Source organism: Nonomuraea sp. NPDC051941, from assembly GCF_044593615.1.
Window position 1 is genome coordinate 28,224 of sequence record NZ_JBIUCF010000009.1, and the last position, 23,361, is coordinate 51,584.

Genomic DNA, 23,361 nt, shown 5'->3' on the forward strand with positions numbered 1-23,361 from the left:
TATGAGAGTTGTTTTTCGGCAACTTCGGCTAAGTCGACGCCAAGTTTCGTCACATCTGAGAAAGGGGTGCAGTGAGCGAGGCACCCGTCCTGGAGATCCGCGACCTCCACGTCACCTTCACCGCCCACGGACGCGAGGTCCCGGCGGTGCGGGGCGTGGACCTGACCATCGAACGCGGCCAGACACTGGCGCTGCTGGGCGAGTCGGGGTCGGGCAAATCCGTCACCGCGAAGGCCGTCATGGGACTGCTCGACGGCCCGAACGTCCGGGTGCGCTCCGCGGCGACCCGGCTGGGCGGCCGGGACCTGACGGCGATGTCCGCCGAGGAGCGCCGTGCGCTGCGCGGCAGCGCGATGACGCTGGTCTTCCAGGACGCCCTGTCGGCTCTCAATCCGGTGCTCAGCGTCGGTGACCAGGTCGGGGAGCTGTTCCGGGTGCACCGGGGCGCCTCGCGCAAGCAGGCCAGGGCCCGCGCGGTCGAACTGCTCGACCTGGTGGGCATCCCGGCCGCCGCCACGCGCGTGGACGACTACCCGCACCAGTTCTCCGGCGGCATGCGCCAGCGCATCCTCGTGGCCATGGCCGTGGCGCTCGAACCCGATCTGATCATCGCCGACGAGCCGACGACCGCGCTGGACGTGACCGTCCAGGCGCAGATCCTGGAGCTCATCGACCGGCTGCGGCGCGAGCTGGGCACCGCCGTGCTGCTCATCACCCACGACCTGGGCGTGGCGGCCGAGGTCAGCGACCGGGTGGCGGTGATGTACGCCGGGCGCATCGTGGAGAGCGGCGAGGTCGGCGAGCTGTACGACCTGCCGGCGCATCCCTACACTGACGCGCTGCTGGCCGCCATCCCCGACCTGGACAGCCCGGCCGCGTCGCTGCGTGCCATCCCCGGGGCGCCGCCGAGCCCGGCGAGCGTACCGCCCGGGTGCTCGTTCGCGCCGCGCTGCGCGCGGGCGAGCGAGGTGTGCTCGACCACGCGCCCGGAACTGACGTTGCTGCCGGCCGGCACCGGCCGGTACGCCGCCTGCCACCACTCGGAGGAGATGCTCGATGCCGCCCGCGTCTGACCAGCCCGTGTCTGACCAGCCCGCGTCTGACCGGCCCGTGTTGCAGGCCGTCGGGCTGCACAAGACCTATCGCGGCGGGATGCTGTCCAGGGGCGGGGCCGTGCGCGCGGTCGCGGGCGTGGACCTGGAGCTGCGTGCCGGTGAGACCCTGGGCATCGTCGGCGAGTCGGGTTGCGGTAAGTCCACGCTGGCCCGCATGCTCGTCGGCCTCGAACGCCCCGACCAGGGCGAGGTCACCTTCCGCGGCCGGCCGTTCTTCGCCCGCGGCGGCGTGCCGCGCGACATCAGGCGGCGCGTCCAGATGGTCTTCCAGGACCCGCTGACCTCCCTGAACCCCCGCATGACGGTGCATGACATCGTCGCCGAGCCGCTGCGGGTGCACCGGCTGTGCCCGGACGCGCGCGCCATGCGGGAGCGGGTCGGCGAGCTGCTGGAGCTGGTGGGCCTGTCCCCCGACCGGATGAACCGGTTCCCGCACGAGTTCTCCGGCGGGCAGCGGCAGCGGATCGGCATCGCCCGCGCGCTGGCCACCGAACCGGACGTGATCGTGTGCGACGAGCCGGTGTCGGCGCTGGACATGTCGGTGCAGGCGCAGGTGGTCAACCTCTTCGCCGAGCTGCAGCGCACGCTCGGCGTGGCGCTGGTGTTCATCGCCCACGACCTGGCCGTGGTGCGGCACGTGTCGCACCGGGTCGGCGTGATGTATCTCGGGCGGCTGGCCGAGGTCGGGCCCGCGGCCGGGGTGTACGGGGAGCCTGCGCATCCGTACACGATGGCGTTGCTCTCCGCGGCACCCGTGCCGAAGCCCCGGCTACGCGGCCGGCAGCGGATCATGCTGGCGGGCGACCCGCCGAGCCCTGTCGCGCCGCCACCCGGATGCCGCTTCCACACGCGCTGCTGGAAGGCGACCGAGCGGTGCGCCGAGGTCGAGCCCGCGCTGGAGGCGGTCGGCGACCACTACGCCGCCTGCCACCACGCCGAACGGCCGGGCGGCTGAGCCGGCGGCCCGGAGCGGGCGCTCCGGGCCGGCGGCCTTCAGGAGGCGGGCACCGTCTGGGGCCGCCATGAGAACACCGCGCGCGAGCGGGGCTCGACCGTGACGCGCAGCCACTGGGTCGCCGTGACGCCGTAGGTCTCCAGCCTCGTCAGGTTGGGGACGCCCGCGTAGCCGGGCTCCACCTCGTACACGTGCTCGTCACCGTGCACGAGCAGGACGGGCTTGCCGTACGCCTTGGCACGGTCGGTGATCCGGGCGCGGATCTCGGAGAACCCGGGAGTGTCGGTCGGCTCGGCCTGCATCAGGAGCATCACGCCGGGCGCGTTCGTCTGCCGTGCGGTGTCGAAGGCGGTGTCGATCCAGTCGAGGGCCGCCGCCTTGCGCGCGGTGAACTCGGCCAGTCGCAGGTCGGGACGGTCGCCGCCCGGCAGTTGGGACCACGGCGCCAGGTCGTTCTCGCTGCCGACCACGTGCACGGTCGCGAACACGACGCCCTGCCGGCGGAACAGCACGTTCTCCTTGTAGGCGCTGTGCCGGCTGTCGGACGCCTGGGTCCGCACGCCGATCGGGTTGCGGCCGAGCGTGTGACCGGCCTTCGGGTAGAAGAACGTGCGGACCGCGTCGAGCCGCTCGGTGGGCACATAGCCCCCGGCGGCGGTGCGGTGGCAGTCGGTCCACTCGTTGTCGCCGGGGGTCAGCACGAACGGGTCGTCGAAGGTGCCGAACAGCTTGGCCAGGTCGGCGAAGCGCGCGTCGTCACAGGTGGACGCGCCATCCTTGACGTCACCGGCGTGCAGGACGAAGCGGACGTCCGGGTCGGCGTTCACCGCGTCGACCAGCGCGGGGAACGCCGCCCGCTGGTCGGCGCCGTACGGAGTGTCGCCGAGCAGGGCGAAGCTGAGAGACGGGCCGCCGGTCTCCTGGACATCGGCCGACGCGGGAGTGACGGTGCCGGCGACCAGGGCTGCCATCAGCGCGGCGACGGCAGCGGAAGATTTACGCATGGGACGATTCTCCGCACAGCCCGACAACCCGGACATTACGCCAAGTCGACAAGCCCCCAACGGCTCGCTGACATGGACGTGGCCGACCTCATCCCGGCCATCCTGAGGTCAGGCCGATCGGGCGTCACGGGCCGTGGTCGAAGGCGGCGCGGGCGGCGGCCACGGCGCGATCCATGTCCTCCACGGTCGCGACCGGCACCTCGCCGACGACCTCCTCGCTCGACGGGGAGACGACCTTCAGCACCTCACCGCCCGCCGGTGTGACCCACTCACCTCCGACGTAGAACTCACGCCGGTACATCAGGCGATCGTCCATGACGCTTGCCTTCCTGCTGGGGGATGGTGGACCCGCATCGGCCCTGGCCGCCTTCGGTCACTCCTCGACGGTGATGGCCAGGGCGGGGCAGACCAGGGCGGCCTGCCGCACGTCCGCCAGCCGCTCGGGCGACGGGTCGTCGTTCAGCAGCACCACGACCCCGTCCTCGTCCCGCTGGTCGAACACGTCGTCGGCGGCCATGACGCACTGCCCGGACGCGACGCACTTGTCCTGCTCGATGATGATCTTCACGATGTCCTCCTCGGTCACCAGGTGACGGGCAGCTCGTAGGCCCCGTAGACGAACCCGTCGTGCTTGAACGGGATCTGCTCCAGCTCGGCGGTGAGCGTCAGGGTGGGGATCCGCCGCAGGAGGGCGGGGTAGGCGACCTGCAGCTCCATCCGCGCCAGCGGCTGTCCCAGGCACTGGTGCACCCCGTACCCGAAGGTCACGTGCAGCCGGGGGTTGCGCTGGAGGTCCAGCCGGTCCGGGTCGGGGAAGACGGACGGGTCGCGGTTGGCGGTCTCGTTGACCGTGATGATGCCCTCGCCCGCCCGGATGACCTGGCCGGCGATCTCGATGTCCTCCAGCGCCACCCGCCGCAGCCCGCCGTGGGTGATCGTGAGGTAGCGCAGCAACTCCTCGACCGCCGAGGCGATCAGCTTCGGGTCGTCGCTCTCGCGGAGGAGGGCGAGCTGGTCGGGATCCTGCAGCAGGGCCAGGGTGCCCAGCGTGATCATGTTCGCGGTGGTCTCGTGGCCGGCGAACAGCATCAGCACGCCCATGCGGGCGGCCTCCTGCCGGGACAGCTCACCGGCCTTGACCCGCTCGACCAGCCCGGACAGCAGGTCGTCGCCGGGCTTGGCGAGCTTCTCGCCGATCAGCCCGTCCAGGTACTCGGCCAGCCGGTGCTGGGCCTGTCCGCGCTCCTCCGCGGTCGAGTTGCGGTTGATGATGGTCCTGCTGTTGGCCTGGAAGAACTCGTGGTCGTCGTACGGGACGCCGAGCAGGTTGGAGATCACCAGAGAGGGCAGCGGCAGCGCGAACGCCTCGACGAGGTCGGCGGGCTTCGGGCCGGCGAGCAGCCGGTCGATCAGCTCGTCCGCGATCTCCTGCGTGGCCGGGCGCATCGCCTCCACCCGCTTGACCGTGAACGCGGAGGTCGCCATCCGCCGCAGGCGGGCATGCTCGGGATCATCCATCATGATGAAGCCGAGGCTCGCCGAGCCCGCCTTGGCCATGCTGTCCATCGCCGTGGCCTCCGCCGGGGAGAGCCGGGGGATGCCGCGCGCGGGCTCGACGCTGACCTTGGGGTGACCGAGCACAGCGCGGTGCTCGGCGTGGCCGGTCACCAGCCACGCGGTGCTGCCGTCCCACAGCCGGACCCGGGCCAGCGGGCCTTCCTCCTGCCGCGCCCGCATCGCGGGCGCCGGGTCCAGCGGGCACTTCGCCGATCTGGCGATGTCGTACTCCGGGATTGTCGTCACTGTTTCCTCCTGGAATGCGCTTAAGCGAGCTCCACGGGCCGTCTCGCGGGCCTGGCCGATCCCCGCACTCGCGTCGGCCGGATGGTTTAAATCAACCGATTGATTTAAACTCTAGCGTGGGGCGGATGCCTGTCAAGCCGGAGCAGCCCTCGACGGGACGACCGTCGGTCCGTCGCTTGAATAGGCTGTCCTTCCGTCACGCCTCGCCGGCACGGCCGAGGACCTGCGGCGGCTTGTGGGACCGGGCCGTCGCGGGCTGCGCGAAAGTCCCGGTGCGGTGAATGACGATGATCAGCAAGATGACACGGGACGAGCAGGTCAGCGCGACCCGGGAGGCGCTCCTGGCCGCGGCCGAGCGGCTGTTCGCCGAGCGTGGCGTGCACGCCGTCGGCAACCGCCAGATCAGCGAGGCCGCCGGGCAGGGCAACAACGCCGCGGTCAGCTACCACTTCGGCGCCAAGGCCGACCTGATCCGCGCGATCGCCCGCAAGCACGCCGAGCAGATCGAGCGCATCCGCACACGCATGATGGCCGACATCGACGGCTCCACCGACCTGCGCGACTGGGTCGCCTGCCTGGTCCGCCCGCTCACCGAACACCTGGAGACCCTGGGCAGCCCCACCTGGTACGCCCGCTTCGCCGCCCAGGTCATGGCCGACCCCGCGTTCAACGCGATCATGGTGGACGAGGCCCTGACCGCCGCCCCGGTGCTGCGGCTCTTCAGCGACGGCCTGGCCCGGTGCATGCCCGGCCGGCCCGCCGGCCACCACCGCGAACGCACCACCATGGCCCGCCACCTCATCGTGCAGATGTGCGTCGAGCGGGAACGGGCCCTGGCCGAACACGCGCCCACCTTCCGGCCCACCTGGGACGACACGGCCGACGGCCTGATCGACGCGATCGTCGCGATGTGGCAGGCCCCCGTCCGGGGCACGCCGTAGCTCCTTCTCCACCACGCTGACCGGAGAGATCGTCCCTCGGCTGTGAAGCAATTTCGCCGCGGCTGTCACAAGCCCGGAGGCTGTCCGGTCTTAGCTGGCGACCGGGTGGCGACGAGGTGGCCCGGCGGAGCGAAAGGATCGCAATGAAGATCGTGGTAATCGGCGGGACAGGCCTGATCGGGTCGAAGCTGGTGGCGAAGCTGGGCGAGCACGGTCACGAGGCGGTGGCGGCGGCACCGAACACGGGCGTCAACACGCTGACCGGCGAAGGGCTGGCCGAGGCGCTGGCGGGTGCGCAGGTGGTGGTCGACGTGTCGAACTCGCCGTCGTTCGAGCCGGCCGCGGTGCTGAAGTTCTTCGAGACCTCCACGGGCAACCTGCTCGCGGCGGAGGCGGCGGCGGGCGTGGGCCACCACGTCGCGGTGTCGATCGTCGGTACGGAGCGGATGCCGGACAACGGCTACTTCGCGGCGAAGATCGCTCAGGAGCAGCTGATCGAGAAGTCGGGCATCCCGTTCTCGCTCGTGCACTCGACCCAGTTCTTCGAGTTCGCCCGGGGCATCGCCGACGAGGCCACGGCGGACGGCAAGGTGCACATCGCACCCGTGCTGTTCCAGCCGATCGCGGGTGACGACGTGGCCCAGGCGGTCGGCCGGACCGCGGTCGGAGCGCCGTTGAACGGCAGGGTCGAGATCGCCGGGCCCAAGGAGTACCGGATGGACGAGTTCTTCCGCCAGGCGCTGACCGCCTGGGGCGACCCGCGCGAGGTGGTCACCGACCCGCACGCGCGCTACTTCGGCAGCGAGCTGAGCGAGCGGTCGCTGGTTCCGGAGGACGGCGCTGTCCTCGGCACGATCAGCTACCGCGACTGGCTCGGCCGGAACGCGACCGGCAAATAGCCGGAGGAGGCACGTGAGCAACCCGTCGCACGCAAAGGTTGCCCTGGTCACCGGAGCCCTGGTCACCGGAGCGTCGGGCATCGGCGAGGCCACCGCGCCGGCCCTCTCGGTGGAGGGGGCCCGTGCCGCGGTCGGGGCCCGGCGCTGACGGTCGGACGGCCTGGCGGGTGACCGCCGTGCCCCTTATCTCGGAGGTAATCGACGTCCCGGGCCTTTGCCGAGAGGGTTGCGGCATGAGTACTGACACCCGTGACGTCGTGGAGGAGCTGCTGCGCAGGATGGCCAAGGGCGATCATCCCCGCACCGCGGAGTTGTTCGCCGAGCCGGTCGACTGGCAGCTCGACTGGCCTGCCGAGGGGCATTCCGCGGTGCCGTGGATCCGGCCCCGGTCCAGCCGGGCCGACGTGGCGGACCATTTCCGCTCGCTGGAGGCCCACCACGTGCCCGAGCTGAACGGCACGTCGGTGGCGCGGATCCTGGTCGACGGGACGCACGCCGTCGTGCTCGGGGAGATCGCGCAGACGGTACGCGCCGGCGGGGTCGCGTACACCTCGCCGTTCGCGCTGCACCTCACCGTCGAGGACGGGCTCATCACCCGCTACCACATCTACGAGGACAGCCTCACGGTCGCGCGAGCCCTCGGCGGCCGCCGGCCCTGAGCTCTCAGTCGTGCCGGGGGCGGGAGCTTTCGCGGGGGTGCAGTTCCGTCTGCAGCACCATCCGGGCCGCCGGCCGGGCCGGGTTGTCGATCCGGCTGGCCAGCAGTTGCGCCGCCGCCCGCCCCAGTTCGTACGTCGGCTGCCGGACCGTGCTCAGCCCGGGCCGGAACAGCCGGGCCCACGGGATGTCGTCGAACCCGATGACCCCCACCCGCTCGGGGATCGGCACCCCCCGCTCGGTCAGGCACTCCACCGCCCCCACCGTCATGAGGTTGTTGGCCGCGAACACGGCGTCCATCTCCACCCCCTCGTCCAGCAGCGCGGCCATGGCCGAGTAGCCGCCCTCCTCCCGGAAGTCCGCGTGCCGCACCAGGGCACGATCCACCGGTACGCCGGCCGCGCGCAGCGCCCGATGGTAGCCGCGCAGCCGCCGCATGGCGGTGGACATCCGCCGCGGGCCCGTGATGCACGCGATCCGCCGGTAGCCGGACGACAGCAGGTGCGCGGTCGCCATCTCCGCGCCCTTCTCGTTGTCCACCATCACCGCGTCGACCTCGGTCTCGGCCAGTTCGCGGTCGATGGTGACGACGGCGGTGCCGGCGGCGACCAGGGCGGAGATGTCCGTCGAGTCGTCAGCCGGAGAGATGATCACGCCGGCCATGTTGTCGGCCAGCGCCACCGCGATGTACTCGGCCTCCCGAGCCCGGTTCTCGTCGGTGTTGCACAGGACCACCGAGTACCCGAACTGCCGGCCCCCGTCCTCCACCCCCCGTACCAGGGAGGTGAAGAACGGGTTGCCGACGTCGGAGACCAGCACCGCCCACAACGTCGTCTGCCTGCGCCTGAGATTGCGCGCCACCCCGTTGGGCCGGTAGCCGAGCTCCCGCACGGCCGCGAGCACCCGCCCCGCCAGTTCCGGGTTGACCGTGGAACGGCCGTTGAGCACGCGGGAGACCGTCGCGGCGGAGACCCCGGCGTGCCGCGCGACATCTTGGATCTTGATCAACCTCGTCCGATCTCGGAGACACGGGCAGGAGAAATCGATTACGCCAGGGCGGGCGGCGGCGGGAACGGCAACCGCTCCGCCACCGGCGCGAGCCCGAACGGCTTGTGCGGCAGCGTCTGGTACCAGTACGCGACCGACGAGAAGTCGTCCGAGCGCTTGTTGGCGTGGCCGTGCTCGATCGTCACCCTGATGGACTCGGTGAACGTGATCGGGTCCTCGACGTGGAAGCGGTAGAGGGAGATCTCGCCGCTCCAGTTGTCCCCGCCGGGCATGGTGATGCCGTGGTACGGCGCGTGGTAGGTCTGCGTCGGGCACCAGGCGGTGTTGAAGTAGTCCTCGGTGCCGGTGCCGTGCAGCGAGGGCGGGAACGGCTCCCCGTCGATGAAGATCATGTCATCGCCCTCGCCGTACCAGTTCCAGTCGCTGGTCTCGCGCAGGTTGCGGATGTTGAGCACGCAGCCCACGTAGTGGCCGCGCCCCTCGGCGTCGAGGATGACGTAGTTGCCGTCGCCCGTGTCGTTGATGCCCTCGACCTGGTACTCGCGGTTGCTCTGCGTGCCCTGCGGAACCCCGTCGGTGGGCCGCTCGCGCCGCCACTGCGCGTGGAAGTAGCCGAGGTCCTCGGCCGCCGAGTCGAACAGCTCGTAGTCGACGTAGTAGTAGAAGAAGACCGGCTCGGCCGACAGTTCGCTGATCAGCTCCACCTTCGCGCGGCTGGCGAACGGCATGTGGAACCACGAGTTGAAGCTCTTGCCGTCCTGCGGGCTCATCTGCAGCGGCGCGGAGACGAAGTTCGCGGTCTTGGCGTGGCCCATGCCGAAGAAGTCGCCGAGCGGCACCAGCACACTGGGGTGCTCCTGGTCGTCCCAGGTGATCTTCAGCACGAGCCTGCGCAGGTAGTCGACGTCCACCGCGTCCGGCACGTCCTTCAGCGGGAGCGCCACCGTGCACCAGATGTGGTTGATCGAGCCGGGGCCCTCGATGTCGGCCAGGGTCACGGTGGTGCCGGCCTCGACAGTCAGCCGGTCCTCGTTGCCGCCCGTGCGGTCGTAGCTGGAGACCCGCTTGCGCCTGGACGACCGCAGGCGGGGCAGGTCACGCAGGCTGCTGCCGTGGTTTCCGTAGCTCATATGATCCTCATTCACTTCAATCCGGAGGTCTTGATCGCCTCGACCAGGCGGCGCTGGCCGAGCACGAACGCGATCAAGGTGGGCACGGCCGCGATCACCGTCGCGGCCAGGACGTAGTTCCAGGCCGAGCCGTACTGGCCCTGGAGGGTGGCGATGCCGACCTGCACCATGCGCAGCTCGGGGTCGCGGGTGGCGGTCAAGGGCCAGAGGAACGCGTTCCAGTTGGCCAGGAAGAACAGCACGGCGAGCGAGGCGAGCACGGGCCGGCTGAGCGGCACGACCACCTGCCACCAGCGCCGGAAATATCCGCATCCGTCGAGATCTGCCGCCTCTTCGAGCTCGCGCGGGATCGTCAGGTAGTACTGTCGGAGCAGGAAGATCCCGAACGCGTGGAAGATCGCCGGCAGGATCAGCCCCGCGTACGTGTCGAGCAGCCCGAGCTGCCTGGCCACCAGGAACAGCGGCACGAGGATCACCGGCAGCGACACCAGCAGCGTGGAGACGATCATCGAGAAGATCACCTGCCGCCCGGGGAAGCGCAGCCGGGCCAGCGCGTAGGCGGCCATCGAGTGCAGCACGAGCGCGACCACCGTGACGGCCACGGAGACGACGAGGCTGTTGAGCATGTACCTGCCGATGGGCACCTCGGTCAGCACGTAGAGCAGGTTGTCCAGGGTGAAGCGGCTGGGCAGCGCCACCTCGAACAGCTCGTCCGCCGGCTTCAGCACCGTCACCAGCAGCCAGACCAGCGGCGCCACCGTGACGGCCGCCAGAACGTACCCGACGAGGGCGCGCAGCCTAACCGACATCGAACCTGCCTCCCTTCGTGAGCCCGAACATCAGCCCCGTGGCCACGACCAGGAACCCGACCACGACCGTGGTCAGCGCCGCCGCGTAGCCGTAGTTGTTGAAGGTGAAGGCCTGCTGGTAGATGTAGAAGACCACGCTGGACGTGCTGTTGGCCGGACCGCCCTTGGTCAGCACGTAGACGAGGTCGAAGGCCTGCAGACCGGTCACCGCGCCGACGGTCGAGTTGACCAGCACGAAGAAGCTGGTCGGCCGGAGCAGCGGCCAGATGACATGGCGGAAGCGCTGCCACGAGGTGGCCCCGTCGACGCGCGCCGCCTCCTCGTACTCCTTGGGGATGTCCTTGAGCCCGCCCAGCAGGATCAGCATCTGATACCCCATGAGGAACCAGATGCTGATCACCACCAGCGACCCGAGCGCCAGCGCGGGGTTGCCCAGGAACGACACGTCGCCCAGGCCCACCGGCCGCAGCAGCGCGGGCACCGCGCCCTGCTTGTCGGCCAGCAGGAACTGCCACACCACGCCGACCACGACGAGGCTGATGACGTGCGGCAGGAAGAACATCGTGCGCACCAGGCCGACGCCGGGGAAGTGGTCGCGGACCAGCAGCGCGAGGCCGAGGCTGACGACGAACCCGATGGGGACGAAGGTCACCATGTACGTCAGCGTGACCTTGACGCTCTGCCAGAGCTGCGTGTCCTCGGCCATCTGGCGGAAGTTGTCCAGGCCGACGTACGTGTAGCCGCCGAACCCGTCCACGCTGAACAGCGACACGCCGACGGCCAGCACCATGGGGAGGCCAACGAAGACGAGCAGGCCGAGCAGGTCGGGCGCGATGAACGCGTACGCGGCCAGGGCCTCTCTTCTGCGCCGGGTCCACCACACGCGGGGCACGGCCTCGCCGGCGACCGCCGTACCCGGATCGACCAATGTGGCCACCACTACCGCCTTTCGCTCAGAGGGCCGGTCGCCGGGTGCCTCCGGCGCGGTTTCACTGGGGACACGCGGGCGCCTGCCCCCAACCGGACCGTTGCGACGCGACCGGAGGGCCGCGTCGCCGAGGCCCGGCTGGAACATGACCCCACGTCCGTCGCCCGGCCGGACGGCAGCGGCCGTGGGGTGGCGCCCGCGAAGGCGTCAGAGCATGATCTCCCGCCCATCGCCCGGCCGGACGGTAGCGGCCGTGGGGTCGCGCCCGTGCGGGTGGCAGAGCATGACCGCACGTCCATCGCCCGGCCGGACAGTTGTGGCCGTGGGGTGGCGCCCGCGAGGGCGTCAGAGCATGGCCGCACCCTTGTAGCCCTTCAGGAAGGTGTCGATCTTGGCGGCGGCGTCCGTCGCAGCCTTGGCCGGGTCCACCCCGCCGAGCTGGGTGGCCTGGATGGCGTCCGAGACGGCCTTGTACACCTCAGGCGTGTAGCGGGGCTCGCCCCGGCCGCCCGGCACCACCTGCTCCAGGAACACCTTGAGCGCCGGCTTGTCGAACGCCCCCGCCGCCTTGGCCGCCTCCTGGACGGACTTGCGGGCCGGCAGGTTCGTCTTGACGACCGTGTTCCACTGCCGGCCGCGCTCGACGCCGGTCGCGTCGGTGGCGCCCAGCGCCCAGGCGATGAACTTGGCCGCCGCCTCCGGGTTCGCCCCCTTGGCGTTGGCGACGAACGCCCACCCGCCGATGTCGGTGGTGTAAGTCCCGCCTTCAGGAACAGGAAGCCGGAACACCCCGTATTTGAAGTCCTTCTTCTCCTGCTCCAGCTGCGACACCGACCAGATGCCGCTCTGCTGCATGGCGACGGACCCGCTTGCGAGGTTCGCCGGGGCGTTGCCCGCGCCGTCGCCCTGCGGCTTGCGCGGCGCGACCTTGTTGTTGACCGCGTCCTGCCACAGCTTCAGCGCCTGGTGTACGCCGGGCGCGTTGAACCCGGCCCCGCCGTTCCCCGGTACGGCCGAGCCGCCGGCCATCCACATGAACGGGTACCAGGTGAAGTTCTGGTAGTAGCCGGGGATGGTCTCGAAGAGGATGCCGAACTGGTCCTTGGTGGTCAGCTTGGCGGCCACGTCCAGCAACTGGTCCCAGGTCTGGGGGAGGTCGCCCTCGGCCAGCTTCGCCTTCTCGAAGGCGTCGATGCTGTAGTACATGGCCAGCGGCTCTTGTTCCATCGGCAGGCCGTAGATCTTGCCGTCCACCTTGCGCGTGTCCAGCACGCCGCCGTCGAAGTCGGCGATCTGGTCGGGCTTGAGGTGCGGCGTGAGATCGGCCAGTACGCCGCCGTTGTGGTAGCGGAGGAAGTCGCCGGGGCTGAGCAGGAAGATGTCCGGCCCCTGACCGGCGGAGAACGCGGTCTGAAGCGCCGTGCCGGCGAGGTACTCGGAGACGGGCAGGTAGTGGAGCTTGACCTTGACCTCGTTGTTGGCGTTCCACGCCGCCACCAGGTCGGTGAACCACTTGCTCTGCGCGTCGGCCTGCGGGTTGGGGCCGTAGAAGTTCCAGAACGTCAGCTCTTTGGCGTTGCCGGTCTTCCCGCCGCCCCCGCACGCGGACAGCAGCGGTGCCGCCATCGCCGACCCTAAGACGACGGCGCCGCCACGCAGCAGAGATCGGCGGGTCACCCTCTCGAAAGCCGACATGTCGCATCCTCCTGATCTTGCAGAAAGCTCGGGGGGTGAGCAATCGATTTCCCAGAAAGGTAGGCGTCGGGGCGGCCACCGTCAAGAAGTTCCTGCTACGGCTTGCCAAATCCGGGAATCGATATCTCCCCGAGACCTGCGACCGCGCTCCGGGCGGCAACCGCCGCCACGATGGCGCAGGCCCGGGCCGCCGCTGGGGGTGGGTGAGCGGTGCGCGGGAGGTGCGGGCTGCCGTGGGGGTGACTAGCGCGCCGGGACGGCGTTGGGGCGACCGGCGGGCTGATGGTCGGGGCTCGATGGTGGCCGGGCTTGGGTGGACGGGGCGCTGGAGGTGAGATGTGGCGGCTGCTGGTCGTCCGCGACGGTGAGCCGGTGTGGGCCTTGGGATCGGGGTTTGAGAAATCGGTTCACCGTTGTGATTCTGTGATGTGAAGCGGGATTGACGGGTCAAAAGGTCGGATCTAGGTTGAGGGAAATCGATTTCTGAGCAATCGATTTCTCGTATGCATGGAGGACAACCCGTGGCACGTATCGGAGTGCTGAGCATCTCGGACGGGCGGGACTTCGTCGCCCGCGATCTCGTTGAGCACATCACCCACGCCACCACCGCCCTGGCGGAGGCGTTGCGCAAGGAGGGCCACGAGGTCATCGTGGCGCCGGAGATCGTGTGGACCAACGAGCTGGCCACGTCGCAGGCGCGATGGCTGGCCGATCGCCGGCCCGATCTGACCATCTTCAACTACGCGGTCTGGGCCTTCCCGCATTTCACCATGCTGGCCGCCGAGTCCACTCCAGGACCGCTGCTGCTCATGGCGAACATCGACCCCGCGCAGCCCGGCATGGTCGGAATGCTCGCCGGCGGCGGTGGCCTGGACCAGATCGGCCGGGTGCACGCCCGCGCCTGGGGAGACATCGACGACCCCGCCGTCAGGGAGCGCGTGCTGACCGAGGTGCGGGCCGCCCAGGCGGTCCGGGGCCTGCGCGGCTCGACGTTCGGCCGGATCGGCGGCCGGCCGATGGGCATGTACACCGCCGTCGCCAACACCGACCAGTGGATGCGTACGTTCGGCGTCGACGTCGAGGAGATCGACCAGTGGGAGATCGTCCGGCGGAGTGAGAACGCCTCTCAGACGCGGGTCACCCAGGCCCGCCAGTGGCTCGAGGCCAAGGGGAACGTGCACTACGACGGCAAGCAGCTCACGCCGGACCTGCTCGAACGCCAGATCCGCACGTACTACGCGATGCGCGAGCTCATCGACGAGTGGAACCTGGACTTCTCCGGCATCAAGGGCCAGCCCGAGCTGACCACCCACTTCTGCACGATGGACCTCGCCGAGGCCTTCCTCAACGACCCGTACGACTGGGAGGGCCCGAAGGACACCCACGTCTGCGCCACCGAGGCCGACATGGACGGCGCGCTGACGATGCAGATCCTGAAGCTGCTGAGCGGCGACCCGGTGCTCTTCGCCGACGTCCGCCACTACCACGCGGACAAGGACGTCTGGGATCTGTGCAACTCCGGCCAGCACGCCACCTGGTACGCGGCCAGGTCCGACGACCCCGAGGAGAACCTCGCCAGGACGCACTTCTACCCCGAGGTGTTCTTCTTCCCGGCGGGCGGCGCGAGCGTGCACCACCTCGCCGCGCCCGGCGCCGCCACGTTCGCCCGCCTCACCCGCAGGGACGGTCAGTACCGCATGCACGTGATGCGCGGCGACTTCGAGCTGTACGACGACGCCACCAACGAGGCGATGGCCCGGCAGTCCACGTTCGAGTGGCCGCACGCGTTCACCAGGCTGCACGTGCCGGCCACCGAGTTCCTCGGGCGGTTCGGCTCCAACCACATCCACGCGGTCCCCGGCGACTACATCGCCGAGCTGGAAGCGGTCTGCAAGCAGCTGGGCGTCGAGTTCGAGGGGTTCGGCGATGCGGCTTAGTCCTCTCCTCCTCGCGGCCGCGCTCGTCCTGGGCGGGTTGAGCGCACCGGCGCAGGCGCAGGCGAGCGCCAAGGGCCCCAGCGCACCGGCGCAGGCGCAGGCGAGCGCCAAGGGACCCGTCGGGTGGGACGTCTACCGCAGGCTCGACCGGCTGCCGGAGCTGCCCATCGGCGTGCAGACCAAGCAGTTCTCCAGCTTCGACCGCACCGGCGACAACAACGACGGGTTCGAGGGCACGTACTCGTGCCTGAGCAGCACCGACGACGGGGGCTGCGTGATCGCCGAGCACACCGGCGCCGGCGAGGTGCAGGCCATCTGGTTCACCAGGGACGGCGGCGACGTCAGCAGGACCGGCAGGATCACCGTCGAGCTCGACGGCAGGAAGGTGGTGGACGCGAGCCTCCAGGACCTGGTGGACGGCAAGCTCGGCGCCCCCTTCGCCTACCCCCTCGTGGGCAACGCCGACCAGAGCTCCGGCGGCGTCTACGTCGAGGTGCCGATGCCGTTCACCCGCTCGATGCGCATCACCACCGAGCACAACCCGCTCTTCCACCACGTCAGCTACCGCACGTTCGCCGACGCCGAGGGCGTGAGCACGTTCGACCCGGCCGACAAGGCGCAGGACGTCATCGACCGGCTCAAGGCGGGCGGCGACCCCAAGCCCGCCGTCCCGGGCGCGCGCTCCCAGGACGCCGCGATCCGCCTCGCTCCCGGCCAGTCGGTACGGGTCGCGCGCACCCAGGGCGCCGGCCTGCTGTCGGCGATCAAGCTGAAGCTGCCCCAGGCCGAGCAGGTGCTGCCTGAGACCGAGGCCGACGAGGGCCGGGCGTTCGGCCGGAACGGCTCCAGCGAGTTCACGGTGAAGATCGACCCCGCCAACGACGGCGTGCGGCTGACCAGGCGCATCGACCCGGCCATCGGCAGGCAGGTCGCCAAGGTCCTGGTGGACGGCCAGGAGGTGGCCCAGTGGCCGCCGAGCAGGCTGGGCGCCGCCGGGATGTGGGCCGAGGAGGTCGTGGACCTGCCGGCCAGTGCCACCAAGGGCAAGTCGCAGATCACGATCAAGAACGTGTTCGCCTCGTCGGACCTCGACTACAACGAGTTCACGTACTGGGTGGACAGCGCCGGCAAGCGTACCGACACCGTGGACGTGGGCGACGCGGCCGCCGAGGCCGCGCACCACTACACGATCGTCGCGCAGACGTGGCAGGGCGAGCGGACCTTCGCCTTCCCGATGGACCAGCCCCAGCTGGCGAAGATCAGGACGGCGCAGGAGATCCTGCAGGGGCTGCGGCTGCGGATCACGTTCGACGGCCGGCGCACGGTGGACTCGCCGGCCGGCGAGTTCTTCGGCAGCGGGCACGCGATGCTGCCCGTCAAGTCGCTCATGTACGCGGTCGACGCCGCGACCAGCACGCTCAGCGCGTGGTGGCCGATGCCGTACCGGACGGGCGCGACGGTCGAGCTGTTCAACGACTCCGGCCGCACGATCGAAGGCCAGGCGACGGTCACGTCAGCCAACCGCCCTGTATCAGGAAATGTCGGTTATTTCAGGACGCAGTCGCGCGCCGGCGGCACCACCCCCGGCACGAGCTGGCCCTTCCTGCGGGTCTCCGGCGCGCAGGGCAAGTTCGTCGGGATCAGCCACACCATGCGCGGCCCGACCAACCGCAACTACCTGGAAGGCGACGAGCGCGTCTACGTGGACGGCTCGCGCACCCCGCAGATCCACGGCACCGGCACCGAGGACTTCTACCAGGCGGGCTGGTACTTCAACCGCGAGACCTTCAGCACCCCGTTCCACGGCAACACCGCCCACCTGGCCCCGGCGACCGGCTGCCCGGCGGAGAACGACTGCACCGGCGCGTACCGGCTGATGATCGGCGACGCCGTGCCGTTCGCGGGCTCGCTGACGTTCGACATCGAGCACGGCTGGACGAACGACGTCGAAGGCGTCTACTCCTCCACCGCCTACTGGTACGGCTCCGACCGCAGCGCCACGGCGCAGACGGACTCGCTGACGGTCGGCGACCCGGCGAGCGAGCGGCAGCACGGCTACACCGGCCAGGGCGAGGTCACCACGCTGGAGTCCGCGTTCGAGGGCGACTTCAGGAACCCCGTCACGCTCAAGGCCACCCAGCGGGTCACGCAGACCCCGGTCACGTTCCGGCTCACGATCGACCGGAACAACCAGGGCGTCGAGGTGCGCCGTACGAGTGACCAGAGCGTCGCCGGGCAGCACGCCGAGGTCACCGTCAACGGGCGGCGGCTGGCCGACTGGGTGCAGCCGCTGGGCAACCGGACCCGCAGGTGGCTGGAGGACGTCTACCAGATCCCGGCGGGCGTCACCCGCGGGCAGCGGGAGATCACCGTCCAGCTGACCCCGAAGACCCCCTGGTCGGCGGCCTCCTACACGGCGTGGAGCCTGCGGTGACCACCGTCCTGGCGATGCGGGCCATCGGCAAGTCCTTCCCCGGCGTGCGGGCCCTCGACGGGGTGTCGCTCACCGTGGCGGAGGGCGAGGTGGTGGCCCTGCTCGGGGAGAACGGCGCCGGCAAGTCCACGCTGATGAACATCCTGGCCGGGGTGTTCAAGGACTACGAGGGCGAGATCGAGATCGGCGGCGAGGTGGCGCACACCCACTCGCCCAAGGACGCGCGGCGGCACGGGATCGCCATGATCCACCAGGAGCTCAACCTGGTGCCCGAGCTGTCCGTCGCGGACAACATCTTCCTCGGCCAGGAACGCGCGCTCCTCGACCGCGGGGCCACCGAGGCGCGCACCGCCGAGCTGCTGCGCGGCCTCGGGCTCGACCTGTCGCCGCGCACGCTCGTCAAACAGTGCAAGATCGCCGAACGCCAGCTCATCGAGGTGGCCAAGGCCCTGTCGCAGAACGTCCGCGTCCTGGTCATGGACGAGCCCACCTCGGCCCTGGCCGACGCGGAGGTGCAGCGGCTGTACGAGGTCATCCGCGACCTGACCGGGCGCGGCGTGGCCGTCATCTACATCTCGCACCGGCTGGAGGAGCTGGAGGAGATCGCCGACCGGGTCGTCGTGCTGCGCGACGGCCAGTACATCGGCGAGCGCACCGGCATCAACCGGGACGAGCTCATCCAGATGATGGTCGGCCGCCCCCTGGGCGAGATGTTCCCGCGCGCCGACGGCGCCACCGAAGGTGAGGAGTTGCTGCGGGTCGAGGGGCTCCGCGTGCCGGGAGACCGGGATACCGGGCGCACGGCGCTACGGGACATCTCGCTGACCGTGCGCACCGGGGAGATCGTCGGCGTGGCCGGGCTCATGGGCGCCGGGCGCAGCGAACTGCTCGAATCGATCTTCGGCGTGCACCGGCCGTCGGAGGGATCGATCAGCCTGTACGGCGCGCCGTACCGTCCCAGGAGCCCCAAGCAGGCGATCGAGCGCGGTGTCGCGCTGGTCGCCGAGGACCGCAAGGCGCAGAGCCTCGTGCTGGGCAACAGCGTGGCCTTCAACGCGAGCCTGTCATCGCTCAGGCGCTACCTGCGGTTCTGGACCGTGGACCGGCGGCGCGAGGGCGCGGCCGTCGAGCAGCAGGTGCGCGCGCTGCGGGTCAAGACGCCCGGACTGCGCTTCACCGTCGGCAACCTCTCGGGCGGCAACCAGCAGAAGGTCGTGCTGGCCAAGTGGCTGCTCACGGCGCCCTCGCTGATCCTCATGGACGAGCCCACGCGCGGCATCGACGTGGGCGCCAAGGCGGAGATCCACGCGCTCATGTCGTCGCTGGCCGCCGAGGGCAAGGGCGTGCTCGTGGCCTCCTCCGAGCTGCCCGAGCTGCTCGCCATGTGCGACCGGATCCTCGTGCTCTGCGAGGGCCGCATCACCGCCGAGTTCCCGAGAGGCCAGGCGACGCAGGAGGCGATCCTCGAGGCCGCCATGGCAAGACAGCAGGTGACCCTATGACAACCGTGAAGACCGCGCCACCCGATCCAGCGCCGCCCGTGAAGGCGCCGGGGGAGAGCCGGATGCGGCGCACGCTCTCCGCCCTCGGGGCCGCGCAGGCGTACATCGGCCTGGTGCTGATCCTCGCCGTGGGGATCGCCACCAAGGGCGAGATGTTCCTGAACGAGACCAACCTCACCAACGCCATCGGCGCCTTCGCCTCCCGCGGCATCCTGGCGGTCGGCGTCACGCTGGTGATCCTGACCGGCGGCATCGACCTGTCCGTGGGCTCGCTGCTGGGCATCGCGTCGATGACGGCCGCGATGATGCTCGCCAAGTTCTCGCTGGAGCCGTGGCAGATCGTGCCGATCTGCATGGCGGTGGGAGCCCTTTTCGGGTTCCTGAACGGCGCTGGCACGGCCTGGCTGCGCATCCAGTCGTTCGTCATGACCCTGGCCATGCTCTCGGTCGTACGCGGGCTCGACCGGCAGGTCAGCGACAACGTCAGCGTCGGCACCCAGATCGCCGGGGCCGACGGGAAGCTGACGCCGCAGGCTGAGGCGTTCCAGCTGTTCGGCACCCCCGGGCACAACCTCTTTGATCGCATCTACTATCCGGTGCTGGCCTTCATCGTGGTCTGCGTCGTCTTCCACCTGATCCTGACGAAGACCCGGTTCGGCCGGCACGTGTACGCCGTCGGCGGCAACCCCACCGCGGCCCGGCTGTCCGGCGTCAACGTCACGGCGGTCACGATCGCGGTCTTCACCCTGTCCGGCATGCTCGCCGGCTTCGCCGGGCCGATCGACGCCGCCTACAGCGCCTCGGCCGACCCCCAGGCCGGGCAGTCGTTCGAGCTGGACGCCATCGCCGCCGCCGTCATCGGCGGGGCGTCGCTGGCGGGCGGCAAGGGCACCATCGCCGGCACGTTCGTGGGGGCGCTCATCCTGACGCTCCTGGACAACGTGCTCGGCCTCAACGCGGTCAGCGACAACTGGCAGCTCGTCATCAAGGGACTGATCGTCGTCGTGGCGGTCGTCCTGCAGCGTCCCGATCTCTTCAAGATCTTCCGAGGAGGGTCTCGATCATGAAGAAGACCATCACCATCGTGCTGTGCGCGCTCCTGGCCGCCGCGTGCGCGTCCAAGGCGCCCGCGCCGTCGGCGTCGTCCGGCGAGAAGAAGAAGTTCGTCGTCGGCTATTCGCAGTCGAACAACGCCGAGCCGTACCGGGCCCAGCTCAACCTGCAGTTGCAGCACTTTTTGAAGAAATATCCGGACATCGAGTTGCTGCCGATCGCCGACGCCAAGCAGTCCAGCGCCACGCAGGTCTCCCAGGTCCAGAACTTCATCACCCAGAAGGTCGACGCGCTCATCGTCTCGCCCACCGAGCCCGCGCCGCTGACGGCGGCCGTGCAGCAGGCGTGCGACGCCAAGATCCCCGTGATCGTCCTCGACCGCACCGTGAACACCGACTGCTACACCGCCTTCATCGGCGGCGACAACGTGCTCATCGGCAGGAAGGCGGGGGAGGAGGCGGTCAGGCTGCTGCCGGACGGCGGCAACATCGTCGAGCTGCGCGGCATCATGTCCAACCAGCCGCAGATCGACCGTGACAAGGGCTTCCGCGAGGCCGTCGCGGCCAACCCCAAGATCAAGATCATCGCCGACCGCGAGGGCAAGTGGGTGAAGGAGCAGGCCACCCCGATCATGCAGCAGTGGCTCGCGCAGCACGAGCAGATCGACCTCGTGTACGGGCACAACGACCCGATGGCGCTGGGCGCGTACCTGGCGGCCCAGGCGGCGGGCAAGGCCGACAAGATCAAGTTCATCGGCATCGACGGCCTGGCCATCCCCGACGGCGGCATCCGCGCGGTCCAGCTCGGCCAGCTCTCGGCCACGTTCATCTACCCGACGGGCGCGCAGGAGGCGGCCGACACCGTCAACAAGATCCTGCACGGCCAGCAGGTCGAGAAGAAGCAGGTGCTCGGCACGACGCAGGTCACCAAGGACAACGCGGCCGAGCTCTACAAGCAGTTCGACCTGTCGGGGCAGAACTGATGTTCCTCGGAGTCGACATCGGCACCTCCAGCTCCAAGGGGGTGCTCGTGGCGCCCGACGGCACGGTCGTGGCGACGGCGGTCCGCGAACACCGCACCGCCTCGCCACGGCCGGGCTGGTTCGAGCACTCGGCGCAGGACGTCTGGTGGGCCGACTTCACCTCGATCGTGGCGGAGCTGGCCCGCCCGGACGTCGCCGCCGTCGGGCTGAGCGGGATCGGGCCGTGCGTGCTGCCCTGCGCGCAGGACGGCACGCCGCTGCGGCCCGCGATCCTGTACGGGGTGGACACCCGGGCCACTGCCGAGATCGCGGCGCAGACCTCCCGGTACGGCGCCTCCGCGATCCTGGAGCGGTGCGGGTCGCCGCTGACCTCCCAGGCGGTGGGGCCGAAGCTGGAATGGCTGCGCACCCACGAGCCCGAGGTGTGGGCCCGGACGCGGCGGATCTTCATGGCGCACTCGTGGCTGGCGTACCGGCTGACCGGCGCGTACGTGCTCGACCATCACGCGGCCAGCCAGTGCACGCCCCTGTACGACACCCGTACCCACGAGTGGATCGACGACTGGGAGCTCTTCCCCGAGCTGGAGCTGCCCGCGCTGGCGTGGAGCGGCGACGTCGTCGGCACCGTGACGGAGGCGGCCGCCGCCACCACCGGGCTCCCGAAGGGGATCCCGGTGGCGGCCGGGACCATCGACGCGTGGGCCGAGGCGCTGAGCGTGGGGGCGACCTCGCCGGGCGACGTCATGCTCATGTACGGGACGACGATGTTCCTGGTCGAGGTGCTGGCCTCGCGGGCCGTCTCGCCGCAGTTGTGGGGGACCGTGGGGGTCTCGCCGGGGACGTACAACCTGGCGGCGGGGATGGCCACGTCGGGCGCGGTCACCGGATGGCTGCGCGACCTGACCGGCGCCTCGTTCGAGTCGCTCACGGCCGAGGCCGCGGCGGTGGGGCGCGGGGCGGAGGGGCTGCTGATGCTGCCGTACTTCGCGGGAGAGCGCACGCCTCTCTTCGACCCGGACGCGCGCGGCACCCTCATCGGGCTGACGCTGCGGCACGGGCGCGGCCACCTGTACCGGGCCGCGCTGGAGGCGACCGCCTTCGGCGTGCTGCACAACCTGGAGGCCATGCGGGCCGCGGGCGGGTCGGCCAAGCGGCTGGTCGCGGTGGGCGGCGGCACCAAGGGCGGGCTGTGGACGCGGATCGTGTCCGACGTGCTCCAGCAGGAGCAGGTCCTGTCCACCCACACGGTGGGCGCCGCCTTCGGCGACGCCATGCTGGCGGCCCAGGCTTGCGGCGTCTCGTGCTCGGGCTGGAACCCGGTGGCGTCCGTCGTGGAGCCCGACCCGGCCGCCGCCGAGGACTACGCGCGGTTGTACGGGCTCTACCGGGACCTGTACGACTCCACCTCCCACATCGCCCACGAGCTCGCGAGCCGTTAACGGGGGGTGGAGCTCCCGCGGGGATGGAGCTCGGCGGGCAGGACGATCGTGGCGGGCTTGGCGGCCGGGGTGGCGATGCGGTCGACCAGCAGGCGGGCGGCCATGCGGCCCAGCTCGTACGTCGGCTGCGTCACCGTCGACGGCGACGGGTGCACCAGGTCCGCCCACGGGATCTCGTCGAAGCCGACCAGGCCGACCTGTCCGGGCACGTCCACCCCGCGCTCGGTCAGGCAGCGCAGCGCGCCCACCGTCATGAGGTTGTTGGCCACGAAGACCGCGTCGGGAGGCTCGGGAGAGGACAGCAGTGCGGCCATGGCGTCGTAACCCCCCTGCTCGCGGAAGTCCGCGCGGACGATCACAGGGTCACCCGGCAGCGCCGTCGTGTAGCCGCGCAGGCGCAGGTCGGCGGTGCTCACACCCTCGGGCCCCGCGATGCACGCGATCCGCCGGTATCCGGCCGCGAGCAGGTGCTCGGTGGCCGTGCGCGCGCCTCCCTCGTTGTCGACCACCACCGTGTCCACGGCACCCCTGGGCAGCTCGCGGTCGACGGCGACGACGGGCACGGGCGAGTCGATGAGCGTCTTGGCCGCCTTGACGCTGCCCGAGGAGGAGATGATGACGCCGGCCATCTGCTCGCTCAGCGCCGCCGCGACGTAGGTCTCCTCCTTGGCCGGGTCTTCGTCGCTGTTGCACAGTACGACCGAGTAGCCCTCCTGCTGTGCGACGTCCTCGACGCCGCGCACCATGGAGGTGAAGAACGGGTTGCCGATGTCGGAGATGATCACGGCCCAGAGTGACGTACGGCTGCGCCGCAGGTTGCGCGCGACCGCGTTGGGGCGGTAGCCGAGCTCGCGGACCGCCGTGAGCACCCGGGCGACCATGGCGGGGTCGACGGTCTGGGCGCCGTTGAGCACGCGGGAAACGGTGGCGGCGGACACGCCGGCCTCCCGTGCGACATCGTAGATAGTGGGCATCGCACCAAGTTTCTACCATCGCGGAGCCCCGCGCCCCTCCTCGCCGCAGGTTGGGGTCGAGGTCCTGGTCCAGGAATCGCTTTCCGGTCATGATCA

At 70.3% G+C, this 23,361-nt stretch carries 22 protein-coding genes; 12 read left to right on the forward strand and 10 right to left on the reverse strand.

Annotated features, from left to right (window positions below):
* Positions 1-71: 71 nt before the first annotated feature.
* Both ACIHFD_RS17250 and ACIHFD_RS17255 read left to right on the forward strand, forming a co-directional pair.
* The gene (locus ACIHFD_RS17250) at positions 72-1,073 is read left to right on the forward strand and encodes an ABC transporter ATP-binding protein (protein ID WP_397367709.1); all 1,002 of its coding nucleotides are present in this window, start codon (positions 72-74) and stop codon (positions 1,071-1,073) included.
* Positions 1,057-2,070, forward strand: coding sequence for an ABC transporter ATP-binding protein (locus ACIHFD_RS17255; RefSeq protein WP_397367710.1), 1,014 nt, complete (start codon positions 1,057-1,059; stop codon positions 2,068-2,070). The genes ACIHFD_RS17250 and ACIHFD_RS17255 overlap by 17 nt, the downstream gene beginning before the upstream one ends.
* A gap of 38 nt (positions 2,071-2,108) precedes the next feature.
* Here the strand turns inward: ACIHFD_RS17255 and ACIHFD_RS17260 are convergent, their stop codons facing one another.
* From ACIHFD_RS17260 to ACIHFD_RS17275, 4 genes are all read right to left on the reverse strand, one after another.
* On the reverse strand, positions 2,109-3,074 hold the full coding sequence (locus ACIHFD_RS17260; RefSeq protein ID WP_397367711.1) for a metallophosphoesterase: 966 nt from the start codon (positions 3,072-3,074) through the stop codon (positions 2,109-2,111).
* A gap of 124 nt (positions 3,075-3,198) precedes the next feature.
* Positions 3,199-3,390 (reverse strand): aldehyde dehydrogenase family protein, encoded by a 192-nt coding sequence (locus tag ACIHFD_RS17265; protein ID WP_397367712.1) that lies wholly within the window; start codon positions 3,388-3,390, stop codon positions 3,199-3,201.
* A gap of 57 nt (positions 3,391-3,447) precedes the next feature.
* Positions 3,448-3,642, reverse strand: a complete 195-nt coding sequence (locus ACIHFD_RS17270) for a ferredoxin (RefSeq protein WP_350741192.1) — start codon at positions 3,640-3,642, stop codon at positions 3,448-3,450.
* 14 nt (positions 3,643-3,656) lie between these two features.
* Positions 3,657-4,877 (reverse strand): cytochrome P450, encoded by a 1,221-nt coding sequence (locus ACIHFD_RS17275; protein WP_397367713.1) that lies wholly within the window; start codon positions 4,875-4,877, stop codon positions 3,657-3,659.
* 299 nt (positions 4,878-5,176) lie between these two features.
* Between ACIHFD_RS17275 and ACIHFD_RS17280 the strand changes: the two genes are divergently transcribed.
* From ACIHFD_RS17280 to ACIHFD_RS17295, 4 genes are all read left to right on the forward strand, one after another.
* Positions 5,177-5,818: a TetR/AcrR family transcriptional regulator gene (locus ACIHFD_RS17280; RefSeq protein WP_397367714.1), complete on the forward strand. Its 642-nt coding sequence runs from the start codon at positions 5,177-5,179 to the stop codon at positions 5,816-5,818.
* A 143-nt stretch (positions 5,819-5,961) separates the two neighbouring features.
* Positions 5,962-6,717: an SDR family oxidoreductase gene (locus tag ACIHFD_RS17285; RefSeq protein WP_397367715.1), complete on the forward strand. Its 756-nt coding sequence runs from the start codon at positions 5,962-5,964 to the stop codon at positions 6,715-6,717.
* Between the two features lie 13 nt (positions 6,718-6,730).
* Positions 6,731-6,865, forward strand: coding sequence for a hypothetical protein (locus ACIHFD_RS17290; RefSeq protein WP_397367717.1), 135 nt, complete (start codon positions 6,731-6,733; stop codon positions 6,863-6,865).
* 85 nt (positions 6,866-6,950) lie between these two features.
* Positions 6,951-7,376, forward strand: a complete 426-nt coding sequence (locus ACIHFD_RS17295; RefSeq protein ID WP_397367718.1) for a nuclear transport factor 2 family protein — start codon at positions 6,951-6,953, stop codon at positions 7,374-7,376.
* A gap of 4 nt (positions 7,377-7,380) precedes the next feature.
* On the opposite strand, the gene ACIHFD_RS17300 is transcribed toward ACIHFD_RS17295, so the two are convergent.
* The 5 genes from ACIHFD_RS17300 to ACIHFD_RS17320 form a co-directional block, all read right to left on the reverse strand.
* Complete coding sequence (locus ACIHFD_RS17300; RefSeq protein WP_355197013.1) at positions 7,381-8,382, reverse strand: LacI family DNA-binding transcriptional regulator; 1,002 nt, start codon at positions 8,380-8,382, stop codon at positions 7,381-7,383.
* Positions 8,383-8,420: 38 nt separating this feature from the next.
* On the reverse strand, positions 8,421-9,512 hold the full coding sequence (locus ACIHFD_RS17305; RefSeq protein ID WP_397367720.1) for a glycoside hydrolase family 172 protein: 1,092 nt from the start codon (positions 9,510-9,512) through the stop codon (positions 8,421-8,423).
* 11 nt (positions 9,513-9,523) lie between these two features.
* Entirely contained in the window at positions 9,524-10,321 is a 798-nt protein-coding gene (locus tag ACIHFD_RS17310; protein ID WP_192783722.1) for a carbohydrate ABC transporter permease, read from the reverse strand.
* Positions 10,311-11,258 carry a carbohydrate ABC transporter permease gene (locus ACIHFD_RS17315; RefSeq protein WP_397367721.1) on the reverse strand — a complete coding sequence of 316 codons (948 nt, stop codon included), beginning with the start codon at positions 11,256-11,258 and terminating at the stop codon, positions 10,311-10,313. Before ACIHFD_RS17315 ends, ACIHFD_RS17310 begins: the two co-directional genes overlap by 11 nt.
* 336 nt (positions 11,259-11,594) lie before the next feature.
* Positions 11,595-12,944 carry an ABC transporter substrate-binding protein gene (locus ACIHFD_RS17320; protein ID WP_397367722.1) on the reverse strand — a complete coding sequence of 450 codons (1,350 nt, stop codon included), beginning with the start codon at positions 12,942-12,944 and terminating at the stop codon, positions 11,595-11,597.
* Positions 12,945-13,465: 521 nt separating this feature from the next.
* Between ACIHFD_RS17320 and ACIHFD_RS17325 the strand changes: the two genes are divergently transcribed.
* From ACIHFD_RS17325 to ACIHFD_RS17350, 6 genes are read left to right on the forward strand one after another with little or no spacing between them, the layout of a single operon-like run.
* A complete protein-coding gene (locus ACIHFD_RS17325) occupies positions 13,466-14,881 on the forward strand; it encodes an L-fucose/L-arabinose isomerase family protein (RefSeq protein WP_397367723.1) in 1,416 nt (471 codons plus the stop codon).
* Positions 14,871-17,315 carry a glycoside hydrolase family 172 protein gene (locus ACIHFD_RS17330; RefSeq protein WP_397367724.1) on the forward strand — a complete coding sequence of 815 codons (2,445 nt, stop codon included), beginning with the start codon at positions 14,871-14,873 and terminating at the stop codon, positions 17,313-17,315. The genes ACIHFD_RS17325 and ACIHFD_RS17330 overlap by 11 nt, the downstream gene beginning before the upstream one ends.
* Positions 17,312-18,817: a sugar ABC transporter ATP-binding protein gene (locus tag ACIHFD_RS17335; RefSeq protein WP_397367725.1), complete on the forward strand. Its 1,506-nt coding sequence runs from the start codon at positions 17,312-17,314 to the stop codon at positions 18,815-18,817. The genes ACIHFD_RS17330 and ACIHFD_RS17335 overlap by 4 nt, the downstream gene beginning before the upstream one ends.
* A complete protein-coding gene (locus ACIHFD_RS17340; protein ID WP_397367726.1) occupies positions 18,814-19,884 on the forward strand; it encodes an ABC transporter permease in 1,071 nt (356 codons plus the stop codon). The genes ACIHFD_RS17335 and ACIHFD_RS17340 overlap by 4 nt, the downstream gene beginning before the upstream one ends.
* Positions 19,881-20,852 carry a substrate-binding domain-containing protein gene (locus tag ACIHFD_RS17345; protein ID WP_397367727.1) on the forward strand — a complete coding sequence of 324 codons (972 nt, stop codon included), beginning with the start codon at positions 19,881-19,883 and terminating at the stop codon, positions 20,850-20,852. The genes ACIHFD_RS17340 and ACIHFD_RS17345 overlap by 4 nt, the downstream gene beginning before the upstream one ends.
* Positions 20,852-22,291, forward strand: coding sequence for an FGGY-family carbohydrate kinase (locus tag ACIHFD_RS17350; RefSeq protein ID WP_397367728.1), 1,440 nt, complete (start codon positions 20,852-20,854; stop codon positions 22,289-22,291). The genes ACIHFD_RS17345 and ACIHFD_RS17350 overlap by 1 nt, the downstream gene beginning before the upstream one ends.
* Here ACIHFD_RS17350 and ACIHFD_RS17355 read toward each other — a convergent pair.
* On the reverse strand, positions 22,288-23,265 hold the full coding sequence (locus ACIHFD_RS17355; protein ID WP_397367729.1) for a LacI family DNA-binding transcriptional regulator: 978 nt from the start codon (positions 23,263-23,265) through the stop codon (positions 22,288-22,290). The genes ACIHFD_RS17350 and ACIHFD_RS17355 overlap by 4 nt on opposite strands.
* Positions 23,266-23,361 lie beyond the last annotated feature (96 nt).